The sequence below is a fragment of the Paenibacillus sp. LT-B23 genome (assembly GCF_059417685.1).
Genome location: NZ_JBSQBM010000015.1, coordinates 128156 through 147989 on the forward strand (window position 1 = coordinate 128156; position 19834 = coordinate 147989).

The 19834-nt window shown below is 46.5% G+C and carries 21 protein-coding genes and 2 pseudogenes; 17 read left to right on the forward strand and 6 right to left on the reverse strand.

The window, feature by feature from the left end:
• Window positions 1–4 precede the first annotated feature (4 nt).
• Together ACWXW9_RS19285 and ACWXW9_RS19290 are read right to left on the reverse strand one after the other, a co-directional pair.
• A complete protein-coding gene (locus ACWXW9_RS19285; RefSeq protein ID WP_494930717.1) occupies window positions 5–745 on the reverse strand; it encodes an acetoacetate decarboxylase in 741 nt (246 codons plus the stop codon).
• Window positions 746–802: 57 nt separating this feature from the next.
• A complete protein-coding gene (locus ACWXW9_RS19290) occupies window positions 803–1987 on the reverse strand; it encodes an acetyl-CoA C-acetyltransferase (RefSeq protein ID WP_494930718.1) in 1185 nt (394 codons plus the stop codon).
• A gap of 742 nt (window positions 1988–2729) precedes the next feature.
• Between ACWXW9_RS19290 and ACWXW9_RS19295 the strand changes: the two genes are divergently transcribed.
• The gene (locus tag ACWXW9_RS19295) at window positions 2730–3317 is read left to right on the forward strand and encodes a DJ-1/PfpI family protein (protein WP_494930719.1); all 588 of its coding nucleotides are present in this window, start codon (window positions 2730–2732) and stop codon (window positions 3315–3317) included.
• 27 nt (window positions 3318–3344) lie between these two features.
• The gene (locus tag ACWXW9_RS19300; protein WP_494930720.1) at window positions 3345–4046 is read left to right on the forward strand and encodes an alpha/beta fold hydrolase; all 702 of its coding nucleotides are present in this window, start codon (window positions 3345–3347) and stop codon (window positions 4044–4046) included.
• 115 nt (window positions 4047–4161) lie between these two features.
• Here ACWXW9_RS19300 and ACWXW9_RS19305 read toward each other — a convergent pair whose 3' ends face one another.
• Window positions 4162–4578 (reverse strand): hypothetical protein, encoded by a 417-nt coding sequence (locus ACWXW9_RS19305; RefSeq protein WP_494930721.1) that lies wholly within the window; start codon window positions 4576–4578, stop codon window positions 4162–4164.
• A gap of 206 nt (window positions 4579–4784) precedes the next feature.
• Here ACWXW9_RS19305 and ACWXW9_RS19310 point away from each other — a divergent pair, with 206 nt between their 5' ends.
• Window positions 4785–5018 (forward strand): helix-turn-helix domain-containing protein, encoded by a 234-nt coding sequence (locus tag ACWXW9_RS19310; RefSeq protein ID WP_494930722.1) that lies wholly within the window; start codon window positions 4785–4787, stop codon window positions 5016–5018.
• Window positions 5019–5192: 174 nt separating this feature from the next.
• On the opposite strand, the gene ACWXW9_RS19315 is transcribed toward ACWXW9_RS19310, so the two are convergent.
• Window positions 5193–5720 carry a cysteine hydrolase family protein gene (locus ACWXW9_RS19315; RefSeq protein ID WP_494930723.1) on the reverse strand — a complete coding sequence of 176 codons (528 nt, stop codon included), beginning with the start codon at window positions 5718–5720 and terminating at the stop codon, window positions 5193–5195.
• A gap of 135 nt (window positions 5721–5855) precedes the next feature.
• Here ACWXW9_RS19315 and tsaE point away from each other — a divergent pair, with 135 nt between their 5' ends.
• The 4 genes from tsaE to tsaD are packed head-to-tail and all read left to right on the forward strand — an operon-like array spanning window position 5856 to window position 8769.
• Window positions 5856–6335, forward strand: coding sequence for a tRNA (adenosine(37)-N6)-threonylcarbamoyltransferase complex ATPase subunit type 1 TsaE (gene tsaE / locus ACWXW9_RS19320; protein ID WP_494930724.1), 480 nt, complete (start codon window positions 5856–5858; stop codon window positions 6333–6335).
• Between the two features lie 3 nt (window positions 6336–6338).
• Window positions 6339–7175 (forward strand): tRNA (adenosine(37)-N6)-threonylcarbamoyltransferase complex dimerization subunit type 1 TsaB, encoded by an 837-nt coding sequence (gene tsaB, locus ACWXW9_RS19325; protein ID WP_494930725.1) that lies wholly within the window; start codon window positions 6339–6341, stop codon window positions 7173–7175.
• Between the two features lie 17 nt (window positions 7176–7192).
• Window positions 7193–7708, forward strand: coding sequence for a ribosomal protein S18-alanine N-acetyltransferase (rimI, locus tag ACWXW9_RS19330; protein ID WP_283655005.1), 516 nt, complete (start codon window positions 7193–7195; stop codon window positions 7706–7708).
• Entirely contained in the window at window positions 7705–8769 is a 1065-nt protein-coding gene (tsaD, locus tag ACWXW9_RS19335) for a tRNA (adenosine(37)-N6)-threonylcarbamoyltransferase complex transferase subunit TsaD (protein ID WP_494930726.1), read from the forward strand. Before rimI ends, tsaD begins: the two co-directional genes overlap by 4 nt.
• A gap of 607 nt (window positions 8770–9376) precedes the next feature.
• Here the strand turns inward: tsaD and ACWXW9_RS19340 are convergent.
• The gene (locus ACWXW9_RS19340; protein WP_494930737.1) at window positions 9377–11335 is read right to left on the reverse strand and encodes an ABC-F family ATP-binding cassette domain-containing protein; all 1959 of its coding nucleotides are present in this window, start codon (window positions 11333–11335) and stop codon (window positions 9377–9379) included.
• A 274-nt stretch (window positions 11336–11609) separates the two neighbouring features.
• Between ACWXW9_RS19340 and ACWXW9_RS19345 the strand changes: the two genes are divergently transcribed.
• From ACWXW9_RS19345 to groL, 7 genes are all read left to right on the forward strand, one after another.
• Window positions 11610–12269 (forward strand): 5-formyltetrahydrofolate cyclo-ligase, encoded by a 660-nt coding sequence (locus ACWXW9_RS19345; RefSeq protein WP_494930727.1) that lies wholly within the window; start codon window positions 11610–11612, stop codon window positions 12267–12269.
• Between the two features lie 38 nt (window positions 12270–12307).
• Complete coding sequence (gene moaC, locus ACWXW9_RS19350) at window positions 12308–12796, forward strand: cyclic pyranopterin monophosphate synthase MoaC (RefSeq protein ID WP_137061965.1); 489 nt, start codon at window positions 12308–12310, stop codon at window positions 12794–12796.
• Between the two features lie 113 nt (window positions 12797–12909).
• Window positions 12910–13392 carry a MogA/MoaB family molybdenum cofactor biosynthesis protein gene (locus ACWXW9_RS19355; protein ID WP_013309212.1) on the forward strand — a complete coding sequence of 161 codons (483 nt, stop codon included), beginning with the start codon at window positions 12910–12912 and terminating at the stop codon, window positions 13390–13392.
• A 179-nt stretch (window positions 13393–13571) separates the two neighbouring features.
• Window positions 13572–13823: a twin-arginine translocase TatA/TatE family subunit gene (locus tag ACWXW9_RS19360; protein ID WP_494930728.1), complete on the forward strand. Its 252-nt coding sequence runs from the start codon at window positions 13572–13574 to the stop codon at window positions 13821–13823.
• Window positions 13824–13935: 112 nt separating this feature from the next.
• A complete protein-coding gene (gene tatC / locus ACWXW9_RS19365) occupies window positions 13936–14706 on the forward strand; it encodes a twin-arginine translocase subunit TatC (protein ID WP_192510294.1) in 771 nt (256 codons plus the stop codon).
• A 348-nt stretch (window positions 14707–15054) separates the two neighbouring features.
• Window positions 15055–15336 carry a co-chaperone GroES gene (groES, locus tag ACWXW9_RS19370; protein ID WP_025685233.1) on the forward strand — a complete coding sequence of 94 codons (282 nt, stop codon included), beginning with the start codon at window positions 15055–15057 and terminating at the stop codon, window positions 15334–15336.
• A 71-nt stretch (window positions 15337–15407) separates the two neighbouring features.
• Entirely contained in the window at window positions 15408–17036 is a 1629-nt protein-coding gene (gene groL / locus ACWXW9_RS19375; protein WP_025685232.1) for a chaperonin GroEL, read from the forward strand.
• Window positions 17037–17147: 111 nt separating this feature from the next.
• Here the strand turns inward: groL and ACWXW9_RS19380 are convergent.
• Window positions 17148–17482: pseudogene (locus tag ACWXW9_RS19380) on the reverse strand (tyrosine-type recombinase/integrase); the annotation flags it as partial.
• A gap of 18 nt (window positions 17483–17500) precedes the next feature.
• Here ACWXW9_RS19380 and ACWXW9_RS19385 point away from each other — a divergent pair.
• The 3 genes and pseudogenes from ACWXW9_RS19385 to ACWXW9_RS19395 form a co-directional block, all read left to right on the forward strand.
• Window positions 17501–17812, forward strand: a pseudogene (locus ACWXW9_RS19385) (helix-turn-helix domain-containing protein); the annotation flags it as partial.
• 67 nt (window positions 17813–17879) lie between these two features.
• Window positions 17880–18092 (forward strand): hypothetical protein, encoded by a 213-nt coding sequence (locus ACWXW9_RS19390; protein WP_494930729.1) that lies wholly within the window; start codon window positions 17880–17882, stop codon window positions 18090–18092.
• A 158-nt stretch (window positions 18093–18250) separates the two neighbouring features.
• A complete protein-coding gene (locus ACWXW9_RS19395) occupies window positions 18251–19132 on the forward strand; it encodes a glycosyltransferase family 2 protein (RefSeq protein ID WP_494930730.1) in 882 nt (293 codons plus the stop codon).
• Window positions 19133–19834 lie beyond the last annotated feature (702 nt).

The following is a 19834-nucleotide window of genomic DNA, read 5'->3' on the forward strand; positions in this document are numbered from 1 at the left end:
AACTTTATTGGAGATAATCGTAGAGAACTCTTCCATATGGAAGTGTTAAATCGGCAATAAAATGTTTTCCGCCAATATAGGCTTTAACCGGCAAATCTGCCACAGGAGCATTGACATGGGGGATCAGGCTTAATCTGGCAGGCCCTGACCAGGCGCCTTTTACAGTAATGTTTTCCAGATTATAAGCCACTAGCTGAGCAATTTTAGGAGTACCGTCCACATCAGGAATTAATTTTAAATTAACTTGCGTTTTTGCGATGGCTTTAGCCGTTTCCTTTTCATCAAGCACGTTATATTTGAAAGGGGTGGTTCCCATGGCTACCAGGACGTTATTATAATGCAATGTACCCGTCAGGGTTTCTGTATCCTCAACGATCAGGTGAGGCTTCGCCCATTTTTTCGGAAATCCCCAGATTTCACGTCCCCCAAGAATAGCAGGCGCGTTATCCAAATACATTTGGGCAACAAAATTACAGGGTTCTCCTTGAAAAGTACACGGAATAACAATACCGCTTTCCTCATAGCTTCCTAAACCGGATGAATCGGGCATCTTAATCCATTCATAGGAAACGGTATTGCTTCCATCCGGCTGAAGAGGTTCCGGGACCGCTTGTCTAATCGCAGCGGGGTCGGATTCATAGGTAATGATAAAAAATTCCCGGTTGATGAAGCGGCATGGCGGGCGTCCATAACTGGCACTGGCCGCAGGCATGGATTGGAGTGAAAGTACATCATTTTGATTCATAGCGATCTCCCTTCCTTTTAAGAGGTAGCTCCAAAAGTCATCTTTTGAACACGTACTTTAAATGAGTGCATTTTCAACCAGCATCGCTATTCCCATTCCCGTTCCGATGCATAACGAGGCGATGCCGTAACGTGAAGATCTTCGCACCATTTCATGAACCAACGTAACCAATATCCTGGCACCGCTTGCTCCGACAGGATGCCCGATCGCGATCGCGCCGCCATTGACATTCACCTTCTCCGGATTGATCCCAAGCTCTTTCAATACCGCTAATGCTTGTGCGGCGAACGCTTCATTAATTTCAAAAAGATCGATGGCATCGATGGATATTCCCTGTTGCTTAAGAAGTGACGAAATGGCTTTCACCGGACCCATTCCCATATATGCAGGGTCAACGCCAACAAGTGAATAACCCTTGATATATGCCAACGGCTTTAACGCATGTTCCTTACATTTGTCTTCCGACACTACAAGCATAGCTGCCGCGCCATCATTGATCCCCGAAGCATTTCCGGCGGTAACCGTTCCGTTCTCCTTAAACGCAGTTTTTAAATGAGCAAGTTTTTCTTTCGTTGTATTTCCTCTTATGTGTTCGTCCTCCGTGAAATAAATAGTTTCTTTTTTGTTTTTGATCATGACCGGAACAATCTGCTCTTCAAAAACCTTATTGTTTTTTGCTTCTACAGCCTTTATCTGGCTTTCATAGGCAAATTCATCCTGCTCAAGTCTTGAAATTCCATATTTCTCGGCAACATTTTCTGCGGTAATTCCCATATGGTAATTGTTGATCGGGCACGTAAGTCCGTCGGCCACCAGAGAGTCTACCAATTCACCGTTGCCAAGCTTGTAGCCGTTTCTTGCATTCCTTAGCAGATAAGGGGCGTTTGACATGCTCTCCATACCTCCGGCCAAGACGATGTTGCTTTGTTCGGCCAATATTGAATCGTAGGCTAAACCGACGGCATGAAGTCCTGACCCGCAAACCGTGTTTATCGTTGATTCGGGTACATCAATGGGGATACCGGCTTTTAGTGCCGCCTGTCTAGCAGGATTTTGACCATTGCCCGCCTGAAGAACATTTCCCAAATAAATTTGATCAATCCAAGCAGGCTCTAATTTACTTTGCTGAAGGCATGCTGTCATCACGGTTGCTCCCAATTCAGGAGCGCTTAGGGGCGCAAGGGTTTTGTTAAAAGAGCCGACCGCTGTTCTCAACGGGCTTACTAAAGCTACTTTTTTCATAAAAATTCACATTCCTTTCGCTGTGTTCAAGACACAATACATCCATGACTGCAATTCAATTCGTAATTTCCGCTCTTACCTTACGAAACGTAGCGACTGCAAGATACATTTGCATGCGAGCATATCATGGTACCTAAGACAGTGAGTGTGACGGTTCGATCGCCTTCTTTCGTTGGAAATTAAAACCAGTTTCATCATAGTTCTAATGCAAATTTTGCTCAATGTTCAAATATTTACATATATCTAAGTACAGATGTTTATAAAGCCATATACTCCAAAATAGATAGGCCATTCTAATGTTTTCTGTTAATTTCTCTATTTTTCTGAAAATCATGATCATAAAATGAATTTTCTGTTAAAAATGAAATTTCTAATCAACACGTGAAAAAACGAGGCCAATCGTTGAGTTTGCACACCTTCCTCTTAATCACACCCTTCCTTTTCTTCGCAAATAGCACCTAACTTATCGCTGGGAAATAAAAAAAGCCCTTCAGAATTTTCTGAAGACGGCTTTGCCTTTAAATATTCATGATCTTCGTCATAATTGTGCCAGCTTGCTTCTTATTAACGGTGTCACCCCAATTACACAAAAAGCTCCTGAATCTCCACAAAAGGAAATTTCAGAGCCTTTCATTGCTAAGTTGATGCAGCCTGAAAAAGCGCCCGAAAAGGCGCTTTTTGTATTGTTTAATCCAGGAAACAGGGTGTATAGTATGATTAATCTTTGAGGGAGGTGAGCCATATGGACTTTAACATATGCTTGTTCGATGATTTTGAAACACTGGATGTATTCGGACCCGTTGAGATTTTTGGCCGCCTGCCAGAAGAGTATGACTTAAAATATTTCTCTATGAACGGGGGAATGATTGAGAGTCGGCAAAAAACCAAGATTGTTACAGAAGCTATTGCACAAGCAAAGCCCGATGGCATATTCATGATCCCAGGCGGACAGGGGACAAGAAGTTTAATCCATGACGATACATTTATAAAACATATCAAAGAGATTGCGGAACAGTCCAATTTTTGTATAACCGTCTGTACGGGTTCTGCGCTGCTTGCCAAAACAGGTTTGTTAAAAAACAGGCGCGCCACATCCAATAAATTAGCCTTTGATTGGGTAAAATCCATCGACACGGAGGTTGACTGGATTCCAGACGCAAGATGGGTAGTAGATGGAAAGTTCTATACTTCATCCGGTGTATCTGCTGGAATAGACATGTCCTTAGGCTTTGTTTCTGACCAGCTTGGTCTTGAAAAAGCTCAACAGGTTGCCAATCAAATTGAATACATTTGGAATTCCGACAAACATGATGATCCTTTTGCGAGGTAAATATATTGCAAAAGATAAGGAGGTTCGATGATGACAACTTTCGTGCTGGTTCATGGCGCATGGCATGGTGGATGGTGTTGGGAGCGTGTGGTTCCGCTGCTCGAAGCCGAAGGCCATTTTGTCACAGCTCCGACACTGACCGGGCTTGCCGAACGGGTATCCGTGCTCTCGCGAGATGTGAATCTAACGACGCATATCAATGACATTGTGGATCATATTCGGGCTGCGAATCTTGAGGATGTCACTTTGGTCGGTCACAGCTACGGTGGGTTTCCTGTGAGTGCCGCTGCGCTCCAGCTTCCCGATGTCGTCTCACATCTTGTACTGCTCGATGCTTTTCTGCCGGACGATGGTGAGCTGCTGCTGGACCATGCTCCAGCATTCATAGAGGAATATGGGGCACAGGCAGCCGCAGATGAAAGCTGGAACATTCCTCCACTTCCAGCAGCCCTGTTCGGGGTCGGAGAGCCGGATCAGCCATGGGTCGACGCTCAGTTGACGCCACAACCAGTGGGTACATATTTCGAGCGAACGCGTTTTGAAAGCTCGTTCGATATTCAACGAAAATCATATATCCGCTGCACTCAGGCACCTGGAGACCTGCTTGAGCGATCACTGTCGCGCGTGCGGAGGGACTCAGGCTGGCGCTATATCGAGATAGATGCGGCCCATGACGTCATGATTAGCGATCCAGATATGCTTGCGCACGTATTACTTAAGCAACTCTGACTGCTCTGGACAGCGTCTGTAGTACTTGTGATACGAAAAAAACGGAATGTAATTGTAAATAGCCTTGATCTTAGTGATAAGATGGGGTATTTCATGCTTTTAGGCTACCTCTTTTCTAACGAGTTTGTTTATATTGGTCATCTAAGTACGCCTGTTTATTGTTTCTTACGAAATTTAATTTGATATCTCTACGATTCTCTAGCCACAGCAGTTCGTTGAGTAAAAATGTCATGCTATCCATAGTATGTAGTCTTTCAACGGTATCCGATACAACTGTCATAAGATCACACTTAACGTTTTCTGCAAGTTGCAGCCCACCACTGTCACTGTCGACGAATAAGTGTGTATGCTCAGGATGGTCTACCTTAAGCACATGACGGAGCCATAAGCACCCATCCTCAATGTGAAAGAAGTAGTGTTCACCATAAATGATGCCTTCAAATATCTCATACATATGCGATTGATCATAAGGTCCAAATACCATCGCTGCCCTTTCTAGTACAAGTGAATTAGTTTCTGGTGATATAAACATATGATTGTGCCTCCTAGTTGGTTAGTTGAATCACTGAATAGGGTATTTTAAAACGGTAATATGTTGCTAATAACGAGAGGTTTTGCTACGATGGACGTAAATATTAGTTAACATTTCAATATGTCAACATTTTGTGCATATTTGAATGATACCTATATATTTTCTGTATGTCAACATCCTGTGCTTATTTTTTTGGAGGAATTTCTATGGAACCTTTGAGTATACGTTGTCGCCTTGGCGAAATAATGAGAGAACGTGGATTACAAAACAAAGATGTAGTGGAGTTAACAGGTGTGAGTCGAAACACAATTACCTCGCTTGCTGGCAATGCAACCAAACGTATAGATTATGATACACTCGGTGCATTGTGTCGGGGATTGGGTGTTACTCCAGGTGATCTTCTGGAGTATATACCGAATGACAAAGAAAGTATTGAATAATTGAAATGGACCGTTAATATTAACGGTCTTTTTTACATAATATGCTGAGCTGAGTAAACATTTAAGGAGCTGAACTAAAAAAATGCGCAGTGGCGCAATAGTAACTTTTAAGTTTAGTTTATACAGCTAAAAAAGCCGACTGCTTGAAAGCAATCGACCTCAAGTTGGATCATATTAAAAATGTACATCCTCCGCTGCAAGCAAACGTACAAAACGATTACCGAGCATCTCATTGTGGTGGGCAACGATTTGTTCGCCGCTCAGCACCTTGCTATCAAATGTACTATGTGCATCCGACACAAGCACATTATTCTGGTACCCCAGACTGTAGGCGTTCCGACAGGTCGTGTCGAGGCAGAACTCGGTTTGCATCCCCGCAATGATGAGCCGATCAGCTCCCAGTTCCTTCAGCACATCGCCCAATTCAGTTTGGTAAAAGCTGTCCCAGGATGTTTTACGGACAATCCGCTCATGGGGGAGGGGACGCACTACATCTGCTATAGCCCAGCCTACACTGTTTTCCCGGAAATCCTCATCCGCTTCATCGGTATGCTGCACAAAAATCACCGGCGTACCTGCTGCTCTGGCTTTGGTCAAAAGCTGCTGCAAATGCTCTACTACCTCCGGCTCTCGATACAGCTTCTCTTCATACATAAACATAGCCTGCTGTACGTCAATCATGAGTAAAACGTTCTGTTCCATCGTTTCGCTTCCCTCCCTGTATGTTACACCTATATTACAATAGCATGTCTTCATGTCTTGCGGCGACATAAGGTGAACTATATAATAAAGGACAAGTTGGAACGGTCCGATTCGGACGAAAGGTGATTAAAATATATGACAATTTCGCAGGAACAGTTTACGTTCCGTTCTGCCGGAGAGGCGCAGACCGGGGCTTTGGCAGGGTTTTTGGCAGCTAAAGCGGTTCCCGGAACGGTGATTGTACTGGATGGAGATCTGGGAGCGGGCAAAACCGCTTTTTCCAAAGCCTTTGCCAGTCATCTGGATGTGCCGGGTATCGTAAACAGCCCAACCTTTACGATTATTAAGGAATACGAAGGTCGATTGCCCCTGTACCATATGGATGTGTATCGTATTACACAGGATGAGGCAGAGGATCTCGGGCTGGACGAATATTTTTACGGGACAGGCGTGTGTCTGGTGGAATGGGGCAGTATTATACCGGATATTTTGCCGAAGCAGCGGCTTCACATGTATATAGAAACAACGGATGTGGAGGAGCGCTTGATTCACCTGACCGGGTACGGCGAGCCTTATGAACAATGGTGCCGCAGTTTGCGGGAGAATGGAGTTTGAACCATGCAAAGAGAGCATACAGATGAGAATGTAAAGCCGCGTGAGCGGTTTTTGGCGTTAGATACAGCGACGACCGTGATGGCGGCCGCCCTGATGAACGGAAAAGAGTTCCTGGGTGAAAGCAACGTGTACGGCGAGCGCAATCACTCGGTGCATGTGATTTCCGAATTGGAACGGCTTCTGAGCGAAGACGGGCTGACACGAGATGATGTGGACGGCATTGCAGTGGGTGTGGGACCAGGGTCTTACACAGGCATTCGCATTGCGGTGACCGCAGCGAAAACACTTGCTTGGGCCTGGGGCGTCCCGGTGACATCCGTATCCACTTTGCACGCGCTGGCCTGGGGCGGTTGGAGCCGTGGCACCGAGTCGCAGGAGCAAGAAGCTGGAAGTGAGTTAGCAAGTAAACACTTGGCTGGAGAGCAGGCAGCAGACTGGATCGTTCCAGTGCTGGATGCAAGGCGCGGACAGGTTTACACAGGCTTGTTCGCAGCGAATGTGGACGGCAATACCGGGATTCCACAGCGTCTGGAACCGGATGCGATCCGATTGATGGCCACTTGGACCGAGGACCTGCTGCAACGGCTGGAGGCTTTGCCGTCCGAACAGCGCCCTGCGGTCATTTGGCTGGTTGGTGAAACGGCGGTTCACGCAGAAACAGCCGAGCGCCTGCGTGCATGGAGCGAGCTTCGTATCGTACCGTATGAGCTGGAAGGAAGATGGGTTGGCCGCCTTGGGGCGGATAAGCTGCTTCGTCAGGAACATGACGAGTTACATACGATGGTTCCAAACTATACCCAGTTGGCGGAGGCGGAAGCCAATCTGCTTCGTCAGCGCTGAAGAGAGCGGTGAACAACATGGCAAAGAACATACAACGGGAAGAAAAGCTAGAGTTTCGACTGATGCAGCTGGATGATATTCCCGATGTGCTGGCGATTGAGCATGAAGCGTTCACGCTGCCGTGGACGGAAGAAGCGTTCCGTAATGAGCTGACGATGAATCATTTTGCTAAATATATGATTATGGAGCTGAACGGACAGGCCATCGGCTACGCAGGCATGTGGACGATTATGGACGAGGCCCATATTACGAATATAGCTGTTCGTGAGGCCTATCGCGGGCGCAAGCTTGGAGATAAGCTGTTGGACGAGCTGATGCAGACGGCCTCTTATTTGGGGATGGAACGTATGACGCTGGAGGTACGGGTGACGAACCGGATCGCTCAGGGCTTGTATGAGAAAAAAGGCTTTAAGCCAGCGGGTGTCCGTAAGGGCTATTATTCGGATAATAACGAGGATGCCGTGATCATGTGGGCGGATCTCCCCGCACATGGGGCATCCGGTGAACAGGAAGGAAGCGTGCAGAAGCAATGACGCAAGAGGAAAAAGCAGGTACAGGCGCCGCCTCTGGCGAGCCTTGCTATATACTAGCAGTGGAGACGAGTTGCGATGAAACGGCTGTGTCTGTCGTGAAAAATGGCACAGAGGTGCTTTCTAATCTGATTTCCAGTCAGATTGAAACACATAAAGCCTTTGGTGGAGTTGTGCCGGAGGTGGCATCCCGCAAGCATGTGGAGAGCATTACCTACATGCTGGACGAGGCCATGCAAGCATCAGGAATTACGCCCCGCGAGCTTTCGGCGGTTGCCGTGACGCAAGGACCGGGACTGGTCGGTGCGCTGCTGGTGGGCATTGTCGCCGCCAAAAGCGCCGCCATGGCGTTCGGCAAGCCGTTGATCGGAACCCATCATATCGCAGGACATATTTATGCAAATCAGTTGGAGCATAAAATCGTATATCCATGCATTGCTCTGGTCGTATCGGGTGGGCACACGGAGCTGGTATGGATGGAGTCCGAGGGTCATTTTCACCTGATTGGTCGCACACGGGATGATGCGGTTGGGGAGGCCTACGACAAGGTAGCCCGTGCTATTGGATTTCCGTATCCCGGTGGTCCGCACGTAGACCGAGTGGCTCATGAATCGGAGGAAACTATCACCTTGCCGCGTGCATGGTTGGAGCCGGATTCCTATGATTTTAGCTTTAGTGGCTTGAAATCTGCGGTGTTGAATGTGATCAACCAGACGAAAATGCGCGGAGAAAATGTTCATGCCGGAGCTATTGCAAGAGGCTTTCAAGAGTCGGTCGTGGAAGTGCTGGTGGAAAAAGCAATTCGTGCCATGCGTGAATACGGCGCGAAGCAACTGCTGCTATGCGGCGGTGTTGCCGCCAATCGCGGACTGCGGACGGCACTTCGCGAACGCTGCGAGCGTGAAGGCATTGAGTTGCTAGTACCATCCATGAAATATTGCACAGATAATGCGGCCATGATTGGTGCGGCTGCTTACGCCAAGTGGAAGCGTGGCGAATTCACCTCACTGGACATGAAAGCCGATCCCGGGCTGTCTCTGGAAGAGTGGTCCGTCCAATCTTAGTTGGAGAAGCATCAGGCAGTGAGCTGAATGCAAGTGAAGATAGTAGATAGGGACACGGCTCGTTTGAGTCGTGTCTTTTATGTTTTATATTAGGCTGACACGGAAAATGTAAGTTCAACTTATAGAGATATATAAATATAAAATTCAACAGGTATAAATACAGGAGTTTGAGCAGGTGAACTTTAGTGTCTAATTCTCCCGCATCGTTCGTCATGATGTTGCACGATTTTTCAGCATTCATCAAAAAAAACCTAAAATTTAATACTCCTCGAACAATGATATGATTTGTCAAGTTGTGAACAAAGTTATCCACATATCCCGTCCGAAATGTGGATAATTAAGCTCAAAGCAAGCAGCTTAAGACTTTTTTAGGATGCAAGAACAGGGGGCATTTTGCATCTTTAGGTTTTGTGAAATCTGTGGATAATGTGGATAAAAGGGTGGATAAATTTGGTTTTCATATGAAAATGGCTTTTTATCAATAAAAAAATGGCCCCAAAGGCCATTTTTCAATACATTCCATGCACATATTCTGTGGATATCTTTGTGTATAAAAAGACGGATGGGGCAAATGTGAAATTTTTAAGTCCATATTTTGAAGCATGTCTTATTCTTCTAACAGTTCCTCCCATGAAGCGTAGGTTGCTGCCAATTCCTGCTTGCATGCGTCAAGCTGTGCCTGAATTTCCTGAAGCGCCGTGTAATCCTGATAAATTTCCGGTAGAGTCATTTGCTCCTCCAGCCCCGTAATTCGTTCTTCCAGCTCTTTGATTTGATTTTCCAGTGTCTCCAGCTTGCGCAGGCGACTGCGTTCCTCACTCTTGGCTTGTTTGTCTGCGGCATAGGCTGCTGCACCTGTTTTGGGTGCTGTCCCGTCCGTTGCGGATACAGATGATGCTTTGCTGCGTGTTGCCTGACTGGACTCCTGCGCTTCCTGCGCAATTTCCTCCAGCTCCTGCTTCTTGTCTACATAGTCATCATAATTCCCTAGGAAATGTTCTATTCCTTCAGGATGAAGCTCAATGACACGTTCCGCCATTTTGTTAAGGAAATAACGGTCATGGGAGATGAACAGCAGCGTGCCATCATAGTCGATTAGGGCAGCCTCCAGCACTTCTCTGCTGAACAGGTCGAGATGGTTGGTAGGCTCATCAAGAATCAGTACATTGGCTTCGCGCAGCATCAGCTTGGCGAGAGAGACGCGAGCTTTTTCACCGCCGCTTAATGTGGCTACCTTTTTAAGCACATCGTCACCGCTGAACAAGAAGTTACCCAGCACTGTGCGAATCCGCGCTTCCTCCATATGGGGGTATTCGCTCCATAGCTCCTCCAGCACCGTATTGGCCGGGTTCAGGTTCGTTTGCTCCTGATCATAGAGACCGATTTTGATTTTTGTGCCCCAGTGAATCGACCCGGCAGCAGGCTTTAACGTTCCGGTGAGGCATTTGAGCAACGTCGATTTTCCGATTCCGTTCGGACCAATCAGCGCAACGGTATCGCCGCGTTTTAAGTCGAAGGATGCATGTTGAAATAACGGTTTCTTACCTTCGTAGGCTACGGAGAGGTCACGTACCTCCAGCACTTCCTTCCCTGACATATAAGCTGTTTCAAAGGAAAAATGGGCTTTTTTCAGATCCCCCATCGGCCGATCCATTCGATCCATTTTATCCAGCTGCTTGCGGCGGCTCTGGGCGCGTTTGGTCGTAGAAGCCCGCACGATATTGCGTTGTACGAATGCCTCCAGACGGGCAATTTCCCCTTGCTGCTTCTCATAGTGCTTGAGATTGGTTTCGTACTCGGCAGCTTTCAGCTCCATATATCGACTGTAGTTACCTGTATACCGGGTCGAACGATGACGCTCGATTTCAATAATGGTGGTCACCAGTCTGTCGAGAAAATAACGGTCATGGGATACGACCAGCAGCGAGCCGGAATAGCCGCGCAAATAATCTTCCAGCCAGGTCAGCGTTTGAATGTCCAGATAGTTGGTCGGCTCATCCAGCATGAGTACATCCGGGGCGAGCAGTAGGATACGGGCCAGAGCAAGACGTGTTTTCTGTCCACCGCTCAGTGTGGATACAGGCGTCTCCGGTGCAAACGAGCCAAAGCCCATGCCATGAAGCACACTGCGAATCCGGGTCTCCATTTCATATCCGCCGTGATCCTTGAACCAGTCCGACCTTCTCGCATATTTTTCCAGCAGATCTGCATAGCGCTTCTCGTTCTGCGCATTGGCGGGGTCGGCGATTTCCTGTTCCATCTGCCGCAGTTCCCGCTCTGCTTCGATTAGCGGAGTGAATACGAGCATCATTTCCGCCCAAATGGATCGGTCGGAATTCAAGCCGCTATTTTGCGCCAAATAACCAATGCTGGTCTCCTTCGCTTTAAAAATTTGTCCACTGTCGTATGATATTTCACCAGCGATGATTTTGAGCAATGTCGATTTGCCCGCTCCATTCACACCTACCAGTCCAATGCGTTCACGTTCCAATATTTGAAGGTTAATCCCGTCCAGAACGGGCTCAATTCCATAGGATTTCGTAATTCCGGTTACTTGCAATAGCATCGCGTATCGTTCCTCCATTACATTATGCGCAGTTTTCCCCGCTTCCTCCGCAGGGTGTCTTCCTTCCAGTTTACATGAAAATACCCACTAATGCACTGCTATCACCCTGTAAACCCTAGAGCCGCGTGTAGTCAATTTGTATAAACAATGATAAACTTAAACGAGAACTGAAAAAAAATGAAAAAAGCTTGCAAGGTACAAGACTTACTGACAATTGGACAAATAGTAACGTTTTAAAGCATTATCGACGATTGTGCGGGAGGACGGATATTCTTTGGATGTCTGTAGTGTGAAGAACGCGCTGCGCTTGCAGCAACGGGAGACACGGGACTTCATGGACCCGCTGACGCGGCAGGAGGCATCGGCTGTGGCCTGTCGGCATGCAATTGAGGCATGGGAGCAGCTTAGAATAGACAGAAACAGAGATAGGCTGACGGTATTTAGCTATCTTTCTTTTGGCAGCGAGATTTCGACGACTCCCTTTATTGAGCATTGCTGGTCACGCGGGGACCGTGTGCTGGTTCCGAGAGTGGACCCGGTAACCCGAACCATGGAGCTAAGGCAGATGGGTCAGCACGGCGATATCGTGCCCGGCATGTGGAACATTCCTGAGCCTGCGTTAACATGCGAAAAATGGGCGCCTGAAATGTGGTCGGAAATCGACTGGGTTGTCGTGCCGGGATTGGCCTTTGATCGTTATGGGGGCAGAATCGGCTACGGCGGAGGTTACTATGATCGTTTCACCGTACAGGTAGAGGCGCAGAAGCGTGATAACGGCAATGCAGGTCCGCTTTATGTTTCGCTGCTGCTGCCAGGACAATTGCAGGAGCAGGTACCCATGGAGCCGGGGGATTTGAGGGTAGATGTGCTTTTTACCCCGGAAGGTCCCATACATTGCGATATTGCAAAATCAGAAAAAACAAACGATGAATGAAGCGAAGTATGGCATGTGAAAGGAGCTGTGAGGGAGTCGTGGATTCCTTTACTCATTTTAACGAACAGGGACGGGCCCGTATGGTGGATATTTCGGGCAAAGCGTCCACGGTTCGTACAGCAGTCGCCGTGTCGCGGATTACGATGAATCCGGCTACGCTCACGGCTGTGAAAGAAGGAAGGATTGGCAAGGGTGATGTACTTGCTGTGGCCCAGGTCGCCGGGATTCAAGGCGCGAAAAAAACATCGGACTGGATTCCGATGTGCCATCCGCTGGCCCTGACGGGCGTAAATATTACATTTTCCGATAATGGACATGATGTGCTTCATATTGAAGCGGAAGTGAAGACCGAGGGTAAGACAGGTGTGGAAATGGAAGCTTTGACAGCAGCTTCAGCCGCAGCGCTAACCGTGTATGATATGTGCAAGGCGCTGCAAAAAGATATGATCATCGGCCCTACCATGCTGCAATCGAAAACAGGTGGCAAGCATGGGGATTTCCAAAGGGAAGACCACCGGGAACCCTGAAATAGACATACATGTCGCCGAGAGGGTACTGTGATGTGATGGAGGATGCAGCGTGGCTGTTTCTGATTTTCTGAAGAGAAAGTATTCTTTCATGATAGGAGAAGGGTGATCTTATGGTGTGGAAAACGGCGATCCTGACAGCCAGTGATAAAGGGGCGAGGGGAGAGCGTGAGGATACAAGCGCACAGGTCATCCGGGAACTCATCGAAGAAGAGCTGGGCGGAGAGATTGTGGAGTACCGGATCGTTCCCGATGAACCGGATGAAATTATTGCGGCTTTAATTGAAATGACCGATTATTTTCATGCAGACCTGGTACTGACGACGGGCGGAACCGAGCTGGCAATCCGTGATGTGACACCCGAGGCGACTCGGCGGGTCGTGGAACGGGAAGTGCCCGGCATGGCGGAAGCGATGCGTATGATTGTGATGCAGAAAAATCCCGCGGCCATGCTTTTTCGTGGCATCGTAGGGATCCGGGGGCGTACGCTGATCGTGAATTTGCCGGGAACGCCCAAGGGCGTGCATGAAAATTTGGCGGCTATTATGGATCAGTTGCCAGAGGCGCTTCTCATGGTGACAGGCCAGTTCCGGTAGAAGGCAGCACATCGAGTGTGGTATGATATCCGTAAGAATTTACATGACTGTATGCGGGCTAACTATACAAGAAACATACAACGGACAAGCATGGTCTCCATGGTTGTTTCTGCGTCTGTGCACCAGATGCTGGTTCTTGTTTGTAATTTTGCCCGTCAACATAAGGAGGGTTACCACACATGCCTAATATTGGAGCACCGGGTTATATTTTGTTAATCATTCTGGCGTTGCTGCTATTCGGCCCGAACAAGCTGCCTGAGCTGGGTCGCGCTGTGGGGCGTACATTCCGTGAGTTTAAAAACGGAGCACGTGACATTTTGTCTGAAGACCAGCGGACTGAACACAAAGACAGTAAGGATAGTACGGTCAAAGCATCCCAGACGACGGCTTCAGAAGTGCAGCCCCAGCCGGAGGATAAACGGTTATCTTAGGTTAGTTTCATTTTTGATGCCTTTTACAATTTCAAGAAGAGCCTCTTCTCCAGGGAAGGGCTTTATTTTTTAGGAGGCGCTGCTGCGTCCGATCCAGAAAGGAGGAGCGAGTTTGACCCAACCAGAGCATGAAATGCCGCTAATGGAGCATCTGGGCGAGCTACGGCGCAGAATTATTTATGTGCTGATTGTATTTGTTCTGGCACTGGCTGGTGGTTTGTTCGCCGCAGGCCCTGTCTATGACTGGCTTATTCGCTCCGGTTCGGCGCAGGCTTTTCAGTTGAATGCATTTTCCTTCTGGGACGGAATAGGTATCTACATGAAGATCGCCATGTTGATCGGGATTGCGGTGGCGCTACCGTTTGCATGCTATCAGTTGTGGAAGTTTGTTAGCCCCGGCTTGCGACCGCAAGAACGAAATGCGACTTTGCGGTATGTGCCTTATGTGCTGCTGTTGTTCGTGATCGGTGCAGCTTTTGCATATTTTATTGTTTTCCCGATGGCGATTCAGTTTACGTCGTCTGTCACCAAAAGCATGGGACTGCATGAAACGTACGGTATCGCTCAATACTTCACCTTTATGTTTAATATTGTGTTGCCTGTGGCTCTGTTGTTTGAATTGCCGCTACTCATCATGTTCCTGACGGGAATTCGGGTACTCACTCCGATGAGGCTTCGCAAATGGCGGAAAATTTCTTATTTTTTGCTTGTCTTTGTCGCTGTCGTCATAACTCCCCCGGATTTTATCTCCGACTTCCTGGTGGCGATCCCGTTACTGGTGCTGTATGAAGTGAGTGTGTATATGTCGGCAGTGGTGTACCGCAGGCAACTGCGTGCAGACGAAGAACGGGAGGCACAACTGCGTGTAGCACCGGAGCGGTAACAGGTAGAGCCCGAATTTCTGTGCAAAATGGTATCTTCGTGTTCTGGAGTTACATGGCAACTTGCAGACCTTGAAGATCAGGGATTGGCAGATCATAAAAAATAACAGCTTAGCTGCCCTAAAAATAACCATTAGCCTGAGATAACGGTTATTTTTAGGGCAGATGGATATAATCGAGAAGGGCCGTCCATAAAAATTCCCATAAAAAATACATCAGGGACTTGAAATTCAATCTCAAGTTGAGTATCATAAAGTTGGTTGTTAGCACTGACGAGTGTCGAGTGCTAACACATACAACATAACAACCGTATAACGGAATAAAACACTTAATAAGGAGGCTATTTTTTCATGATCAAACCTTTGGGTGAACGCGTATTGGTGGAAGCAATTGAGCAAGAGCAAACGACTTCCTTTGGAATCGTACTTCCTGACTCTGCTAAGGAAAAGCCGCAAGAAGGCAAAATTATCGCGGTTGGCGCAGGCGCATTGAAAGACGGTGCCCGCATTCCTCTGGAAGTAAAAGAAGGCGACCGTGTAATCTTCTCTAAATACGCTGGAACGGAAATCAAATATGAAGGTAAAGAATATTTGATTATGAAAGAAAGCGATATCCACGCGATCATTGGTTAACCGGAATCCGGACAAGACCTGAATATAGGAATCGAACAAATCATTCATAATCCATGGGAGGTTTATCGCAAATGGCAAAAGACATTAAATTTAGTGAAGACGCTCGTCGCTCCATGCTTCGTGGGGTAGATGCATTGGCTAACGCTGTTAAAGTAACACTCGGACCGAAAGGCCGTAACGTTGTATTGGAGAAAAAATTCGGTAGCCCGCTCATCACAAATGACGGTGTAACGATTGCAAAAGAAATCGAATTGGAAGATGCGTTCGAAAACATGGGCGCTCAACTGGTTAAAGAAGTAGCAACCAAAACCAACGATGTAGCTGGTGATGGTACGACAACTGCTACTGTTTTGGCTCAAGCCCTCATCACAGAAGGTTTGAAAAACGTAACTGCTGGTGCAAGCCCGATCGGTATCCGTAAAGGGATCGACAAAGCGGTTAAAGCAGCTGTTGCTGAACTGCAAGCGATCTCCAAACCAATCGAAAGCAAACAATCCATTGCACAAGTAGCTGGTATTTCTGCTGCTGACGACGAAGTAGGCGAACTGATCGCTGAAGCTATGGAAAAAGTGGGCAAAGACGGTGTGATCACAGTTGAAGAATCCCGCGGTTTTGCAACTGAGCTGGAAGTGGTTGAAGGTATGCAGTTTGACCGTGGCTACATTTCTCCGTACATGATTACAGATACGGACAAAATGGAAGCTGTGCTGGACAATCCGTATATCCTGATCACAGACAAAAAAATCACGAACACACAAGAAATTTTGCCTTTGCTTGAGAAAATCGTACAACAAGGCAAACCGCTCGTGCTGATCGCTGAAGACATCGAAGGCGAAGCGCTGGCTATGCTCGTTGTTAACAAACTGCGTGGTACATTCAATGCTGTAGCTGTTAAAGCTCCTGGCTTTGGTGACCGTCGCAAAGCAATGCTGCAAGATATCGCTGCCCTGACAGGCGGTCAAGTAATTACGGAAGAACTGGGTCTGGACCTGAAAACTGCTTCCGTAGACCAACTGGGTACAGCACGTCAAGTGCGTATCACGAAGGAAAATACGATTGTGGTTGACGGCGCTGGAAACAAAGCCGACATCGACGCTCGTGTTAGCCAAATCCGTACACAACTGGAAGAAACGACTTCCGAGTTCGACAAAGAGAAACTGCAAGAGCGTCTGGCTAAATTGTCCGGCGGCGTAGCGGTTATCAAAGTCGGTGCGGCTACTGAAACAGAATTGAAAGAACGCAAACTGCGCATCGAAGATGCCCTGAACGCAACCCGTGCTGCGGTTGAAGAAGGTATCGTATCCGGTGGTGGTGTAGCGCTCCTGAACGTATACAGCGCTGTTGCAGCCGTTGAACTGCAAGGCGACGAGCAAACAGGCGTGAACATCGTATTGCGCGCTCTGGAAGCTCCAATCCGCACGATCGCTGCTAACGCAGGTGAAGAAGGCTCCGTAATCGTTGAGCGTCTGAAACGCGAAAAAGTTGGCGTAGGCTTTAACGCAGCTACTGGCGACTGGGTGAACATGATCGACGCTGGTATCGTTGACCCTGCAAAAGTAACTCGTTATGCACTGCAAAACGCTGCTTCCGTAGCAGCTATGTTCCTGACTACCGAAGCGGTTATCGCTGACAAGCCAGAACCAGAAAAGGCTGCAATGCCTGATATGGGCGGCATGGGTGGAATGGGCGGCATGATGTAAGTAAAAGGCTAAAAAGCCTGTAATACCGCTATTTAAAAGGCTCCCGAGAGGGAGCCTTTCTTCATTAAATCACGAAAAAATCACATTTCTTACAAAGGGAGATGATCTTTCGTGGGGAGTGGCTTCTTTTTTGATTGATGTTTTCTTTAGGATTCTTTCCATTCTAATCAAGATATTTTTTTGGATGAATGGATATCCATTGTCACGACAGAATACGAAATCCTTGTCATGATAATCAGGTACATTTTTCTGTTTTCCTGAACTATTTTTTTGCTGTCTATCCTCATAATCGGCAAGCAAGTCCATAATGGTTTCGTCCATATCAAAATATATAGAGTCTTGGTCACTCGAATTTCATTCGTTTCAAAATTAATATCTGTCCATTTTAAGGCACATAGTTCCCCTGAGCGCATGCCTGAAAAGGCGAGAAGATAAAAACGCTCTAGGAGGAAAGATGGACTTATCGGAAAATTACGGAGCATTTTGAGATTCAAGATCACGGACGAGTAAAGAAATGGATGAAGAGATACCGAGAGTTAGGGGAACTTGGGCTACTGGATCAACGGGGGCGCCGTAAAGAATACATCGCTCAGGATAGATATGTTCAAAAGCTCAAACGGGAAAATGAAATGCTAAAAAAAGGTTTGGACATCTGGATGCAGGAGGTGAAACGCCTAAATATAGAGTCATTGAGAGCGCCGAAAAAGAACTCATTCAGAAGGTGTATGAACGGTATAACGGAGTCTTGGGTTATCGCCAAATTCAACTGTTACTGATCTAGGAATTCGTTCGAGAATCCGCCGAAAGCATCGTTGTAATTATGTTTCTTCTGAAGGAGGTCGGGTGGCAAAAAATATATTGAAACGGGATTTCAAGGTGGATGCTCCCAACCAAAAATGGGTGACAGACATTACGCAATATCGTGTAGGCGAGAAATGGCTCTATCTCTCAGCCGTGAAGGATTTGTTCAATAACTTATGTTTTATAGGGGGAGGAATACATATGTTTAGATGGATAGTGACGTTGCTGGCTATGGTTTTACTAGGTCTTTTTTAGTAGTTTTTTTACCGAGAAGCCGCCTCGAATTGAATTTCAATACATACACTTAGAATATGAACATATGAAGAAATAGTTTTCAAGAAAAAATAGGGAAGTTTGTTTTTATGTGAAATAATATTTTCTTATTCTAAAATGTAGAATGGAGGGGACTTCTTGTGCCACGAGCTTCAGTTATACTTCCAGTTTATAATAGTGTGGCTTTTGTTTGGGAAGCAATACACAGTATTTTAGTTCAAACCTATTCGGATTTTGAATTAATTATTATTGATGATGGCTCGACAGATGGATCTGCCTTCCATATTTCACAGATAACAGACCCTAGGGTAATTAAAATCTTCCATAGTACCAATCGAGGGTTGATCGCTACTTTAAACGAAGGATTGAATAAGGCAACTGGTGAATATATCGTTCGTATGGATAGCGATGATATTTCTACGCCAGATCGACTGGCTGTACAAATATCATTTATGGATCAAAATCCATTGATTGATGTATGCGGTGCTGCTTTTACTACTTCTAATGAAGGAGTAATGAAAGTGAATCCGGCCAGCCATGACGAAATTAAAACATGGTTGTTATTTCATTGCTGTATCTGCCATCCTGCTACAATAATACGTAATAGTATGATCCATCGGCTAGGCATTCAATATGATAGTAATTATCCCCACGCCGAAGACTATGAGTTGTGGAACCGATTAGCTTCTCAAGTACAAATGGCGAACCTTCCTATAAACTTGCTGTATTATCGTCAACATAATGGACAAGTATCCAATCAGCACAAAGTAATACAAGGCGCCACCGCCCGGAGAATCCGACAAAGACAGTTTAGCCAGATGGGCTTGGAATTATCTGATGAAGAGAATCAAATTATGCTGGATATTCTTGAGTTTAAAATTAATCCCTACGATTATAATAGTTACGCTAAAGCTTTAGGATTTGCAAACTGGGTGCTGGGCCAAAACAGTAAGTATTTGGTTTATAGTCAGGAGTTATTAAACATGGCTTTTTCACGGTGCATATCCCATATTCCATATTAACAAAGATATTAGCAAGCGATCATAAAGTATCCTTGTACCCCGCTGGCATACGTCAAAGGTTTTTTTTACGAATTGCCGCTTAGCCCTGTCAATTTCTTCAAGGACACATACTGTATACAGTATCTAAAAAAAGGAGGAGTTCATGTGAGTGAATGTGGACATGAGCATAAAGCCAAACATTTTTGTCCTTTCACATCGACGGGTGCAATTTTGGTGCTCTTTATCCTGTTGGTCATAATTACTAAAGCGTGTTGGATTTAATTTCGTGAAAAGATTTGTTGAATAATACTACTTCACTTGACTTGACTCATTTTTTAAGGATGGTAAAAAGTAGAGCCCAATGAACGCATTTGGCAATAGCCTATGCGTTCATTGGGTTTTGTCGGCGGGGGAATATTTCATTAAGGATTTCTCAAACCATTCATCGAATGAACTAATGAGGTGATCAGCATCAACCATACATATAAAGTGTTAAAGTCGAATATCGAACTGTTTGCAGCTGGGTTAAGCCAGGTAAGAGTATATGTTGTCCAGCCATTGGGTGATGATATGGTGGAAGTTGTAGACTATGGAGGCCCCGTAGAAAAGTTTTCGCCTGATGCAGTTAAGATTAACGTGGTGTAGATTTTCCTTAAACTAAAAGCTCTGCTAACCTAATTGGGGACTGACCCCCGTTTGTGAGACAGGGATCAAAACACCTTG

What these genes read in the sequence shown, in the direction of transcription:
- ACWXW9_RS19285 (WP_494930717.1), bottom strand. Translation starts at nt 745, where the DNA reads ATGAATCAAAATGATGTACTTTCACTCCAATCCATGCCTGCGGCCAGT.
- ACWXW9_RS19360 (WP_494930728.1), top strand. Translation starts at nt 13,572, where the DNA reads ATGCCTAATATTGGAGCACCGGGTTATATTTTGTTAATCATTCTGGCG.
- groES (WP_025685233.1), top strand. Translation starts at nt 15,055, where the DNA reads ATGATCAAACCTTTGGGTGAACGCGTATTGGTGGAAGCAATTGAGCAA.
- rimI (WP_283655005.1), top strand. Translation starts at nt 7,193, where the DNA reads ATGGCAAAGAACATACAACGGGAAGAAAAGCTAGAGTTTCGACTGATG.
- ACWXW9_RS19290 (WP_494930718.1), bottom strand. Translation starts at nt 1,987, where the DNA reads ATGAAAAAAGTAGCTTTAGTAAGCCCGTTGAGAACAGCGGTCGGCTCT.
- ACWXW9_RS19295 (WP_494930719.1), top strand. Translation starts at nt 2,730, where the DNA reads ATGGACTTTAACATATGCTTGTTCGATGATTTTGAAACACTGGATGTA.
- ACWXW9_RS19355 (WP_013309212.1), top strand. Translation starts at nt 12,910, where the DNA reads ATGGTGTGGAAAACGGCGATCCTGACAGCCAGTGATAAAGGGGCGAGG.
- ACWXW9_RS19300 (WP_494930720.1), top strand. Translation starts at nt 3,345, where the DNA reads ATGATGACAACTTTCGTGCTGGTTCATGGCGCATGGCATGGTGGATGG.
- tsaE (WP_494930724.1), top strand. Translation starts at nt 5,856, where the DNA reads ATGACAATTTCGCAGGAACAGTTTACGTTCCGTTCTGCCGGAGAGGCG.
- tsaD (WP_494930726.1), top strand. Translation starts at nt 7,705, where the DNA reads ATGACGCAAGAGGAAAAAGCAGGTACAGGCGCCGCCTCTGGCGAGCCT.
- ACWXW9_RS19310 (WP_494930722.1), top strand. Translation starts at nt 4,785, where the DNA reads ATGGAACCTTTGAGTATACGTTGTCGCCTTGGCGAAATAATGAGAGAA.
- ACWXW9_RS19305 (WP_494930721.1), bottom strand. Translation starts at nt 4,578, where the DNA reads ATGTTTATATCACCAGAAACTAATTCACTTGTACTAGAAAGGGCAGCG.
- ACWXW9_RS19315 (WP_494930723.1), bottom strand. Translation starts at nt 5,720, where the DNA reads ATGGAACAGAACGTTTTACTCATGATTGACGTACAGCAGGCTATGTTT.
- groL (WP_025685232.1), top strand. Translation starts at nt 15,408, where the DNA reads ATGGCAAAAGACATTAAATTTAGTGAAGACGCTCGTCGCTCCATGCTT.
- ACWXW9_RS19340 (WP_494930737.1), bottom strand. Translation starts at nt 11,335, where the DNA reads ATGCTATTGCAAGTAACCGGAATTACGAAATCCTATGGAATTGAGCCC.
- tsaB (WP_494930725.1), top strand. Translation starts at nt 6,339, where the DNA reads ATGCAAAGAGAGCATACAGATGAGAATGTAAAGCCGCGTGAGCGGTTT.